This is a genomic window from Streptomyces sp. NPDC058375 (genome assembly GCF_042723425.1).
Classification (GTDB): Bacteria; Actinomycetota; Actinomycetes; order Streptomycetales; family Streptomycetaceae; genus Streptomyces; species Streptomyces durocortorensis.
This window is the reverse complement of record NZ_JBHXJG010000449.1, coordinates 1-2,526: the sequence shown is the minus strand read 5'-3', so window position 1 is coordinate 2,526 and position 2,526 is coordinate 1. Positions and strand designations below refer to the sequence as shown.

The window sequence follows — 2,526 nt, the reverse complement described above, 5'->3', positions numbered from 1 at the left end:
CACCCAACGGGTGCGGCCCTTCACTGACTCTGCTGAGCTCTGCCCTTAGGCAGCAACGACCTCGACGCCGAGCTTCGCTGCGACCTCGGGGTGCAGACGGACGGACACCTGGTGTCCGCCGAGCGTCTTGATCGGCGAGCCGAGCTCGACGCGACGCTTGTCGACGTCGGGACCACCGGCGGCCTTGATCGCCGCAGCGACGTCGGCCGGGGTCACGGAGCCGAAGAGACGGCCGGCGTCGCCGGAGCGAACAGCCAGACGGACCTTCACGCCCTCGAGCTTGGCCTTGATCTCGTTGGCCTGCTCGATCGTCGCGATCTCGTGGATCTTGCGGGCGCGGCGGATCTGCGCCACGTCCTTCTCGCCGCCCTTGGTCCAGCGAATGGCGAAGCCACGCGGAACCAGGTAGTTACGGGCGTACCCGTCCTTGACGTCGACGACGTCGCCGGCGGTGCCGAGGCCGGAGACCTCGTGGGTGAGGATGATCTTCATGCTGTTGTCACCCTTCCCTTATCGCGCGGTGGACGTGTAGGGCAGCAGCGCCATCTCACGGCTGTTCTTGACAGCCGTGGCGACGTCACGCTGGTGCTGCGTGCAGTTGCCGGTGACGCGGCGGGCACGGATCTTGCCGCGGTCGGAAATGAACTTCCGCAGCATGTTCGTGTCCTTGTAGTCCACGTACTGGGTCTTGTCCTTGCAGAACGCGCAGACCTTCTTCTTAGGCTTGCGCACAGGCGGCTTCGCCATGGTGTTTCTCCTGTGTGATCAAGAAGTGGGGGTACGAGCAGCCCTAGAAGGGAGGCTCGTCCGAGTAGCCGCCGCCAGAGGAGCCGCCGGAACCGCCGGAGCTTCCGCCCCAGCCGCCTCCGCCGCCCTGCTGTCCCCCGCCGCCCTGGCCGCCGGCCGCCGGCGTGCCGGTCGCCCACGGGTCGTCGGCGGGTGCACCGCCGCCGCCCTGCTGGCCACCGCCACCGGGACCGCCGCCCCAGTTGCCGCCGCCCTGCTGGCCGCCGCCGTATCCACCCTGGCCGCCCTGACCACCGCGACCGGTGGTCTTGGTGACCTTGGCCGTGGCGTTCTTGAGGCTGGGGCCGACTTCCTCGACGTCCAGCTCGTAGACCGTGCGCTTGACGCCCTCACGGTCCTCGTAGGACCGCTGCTTCAGCCGGCCCTGCACGACGACGCGCATGCCTCGCTGGAGCGACTCCGCGACGTTCTCCGCCGCCTGACGCCAGACCGAGCAGGTGAGGAACAGGCCTTCGCCGTCCTTCCACTCATTGGTCTGCCGGTCGAAGATGCGGGGAGTGGACGCGACACGGAACTTCGCGACCGCCGCACCGGACGGGGTGAAGCGCAGCTCGGGGTCGTCGACGAGATTGCCGACGACCGTGATGACGGTCTCGCCTGCCATGGGTGAACCTCTCGGCGGGGATTGCTTCTGGCTGCTTGCTGCTACTCGGACCCGAAAACCGCTGAGCTAGATGCTCAGTGGATCTCGGGACGGAGGACCTTGGTCCGGAGGACCGACTCGTTCAGGTTCATCTGGCGGTCGAGCTCCTTGACGACCGCAGGCTCGGCCTGCAGGTCGATGACCGAGTAGATGCCCTCGGGCTTCTTCTTGATCTCGTAGGCGAGCCGACGACGGCCCCAGGTGTCGACCTTCTCCACCTTTCCGTCGCCCTCACGGACGACGGAAAGGAAGTTCTCGATCAGCGGGGAGACTGCTCGCTCCTCGAGATCGGGGTCGAGGATGACCATCACCTCGTAGTGACGCATGTGGAACCCACCTCCTTTGGACTCAGCGGCCACGGTCGTTCCGTGGCAGGAGGGTCGTGATGCGTAGTGCAACGGCGTCCCCGAGGAGAACACCCGGCACTGACAATCCGCTCCCGAACGGTCCCCGAGTGGGGGCTTGGGTAGAGGCTCGCCGTGCTGGCCTGGGCAGACACCGGTGCAGACCGTACAGACTACCCGTAGACCGGCTTCCGGTTGAAATCAGGAGCTCAGAGGGCACAATCGAGACAGATGCGGTGTGAGAGGCGCTACACCCGCCGTGGTGCGGGAGGCGCTGGATTCACCCGCCCATCCGTCCGGCCAGGAGGTACTCCATGGCACAGACCATCCGCCCCGCAGGCTCCCGGTCTCCCGCCGGCCGCCGCGCCACCGGTTCGCTCTTCGCGACGGACGGCAGGCCGCATCCCGTCCAGGACGTCCTGATGGTGGTGACCGGGGTGCTCGGCGTCCTCGCGTTCGTCACGGCGATGTTCCACCATCTGCACCTGATCAGCTCCTGGGCAGGGCTCATCGGGATTCTGACCGGCGCCTACGGCCAGTACATCTCGAAGACCACCTGGGAGAGGTTCGGCCTGATCATGGGCCTTGGGGCCTCCGCGGTCGGTTTCTACCTCGGCATGGCCCACGGCGGCCTTTTCGGCGGCGTGATCACCTGACCGGAGCACCGGTCGCAGCGACGGCCGGAGTGCGGGCCGGTGCGGGCGCTCGGGCGCCCGCACCGGCCCGCGGCGC

General features: G+C 67.7%; 5 protein-coding genes. 1 reads left to right on the top strand and 4 read right to left on the bottom strand.

Going from position 1 to position 2,526, the window contains the following annotated elements; all coding sequences use genetic code 11:
- Positions 1-45: 45 nt before the first annotated feature.
- From rplI to rpsF, 4 genes are all read right to left on the bottom strand, one after another.
- The gene (gene rplI, locus ACFWM7_RS34895) at positions 46-492 is read right to left on the bottom strand and encodes a 50S ribosomal protein L9 (protein WP_003967856.1); all 447 of its coding nucleotides are present in this window, start codon (positions 490-492) and stop codon (positions 46-48) included.
- Between the two features lie 18 nt (positions 493-510).
- The gene (gene rpsR, locus ACFWM7_RS34890; RefSeq protein ID WP_003967857.1) at positions 511-747 is read right to left on the bottom strand and encodes a 30S ribosomal protein S18; all 237 of its coding nucleotides are present in this window, start codon (positions 745-747) and stop codon (positions 511-513) included.
- A gap of 43 nt (positions 748-790) precedes the next feature.
- Entirely contained in the window at positions 791-1,411 is a 621-nt protein-coding gene (locus ACFWM7_RS34885) for a single-stranded DNA-binding protein (RefSeq protein ID WP_383268693.1), read from the bottom strand.
- Positions 1,412-1,485: 74 nt separating this feature from the next.
- Positions 1,486-1,776, bottom strand: coding sequence for a 30S ribosomal protein S6 (gene rpsF, locus ACFWM7_RS34880; protein WP_018957345.1), 291 nt, complete (start codon positions 1,774-1,776; stop codon positions 1,486-1,488).
- Positions 1,777-2,108: 332 nt separating this feature from the next.
- On the opposite strand from rpsF, the gene ACFWM7_RS34875 reads away from it, so the two are divergent.
- Entirely contained in the window at positions 2,109-2,450 is a 342-nt protein-coding gene (locus tag ACFWM7_RS34875; protein ID WP_383268690.1) for a hypothetical protein, read from the top strand.
- Positions 2,451-2,526: the final 76 nt, after the last annotated feature.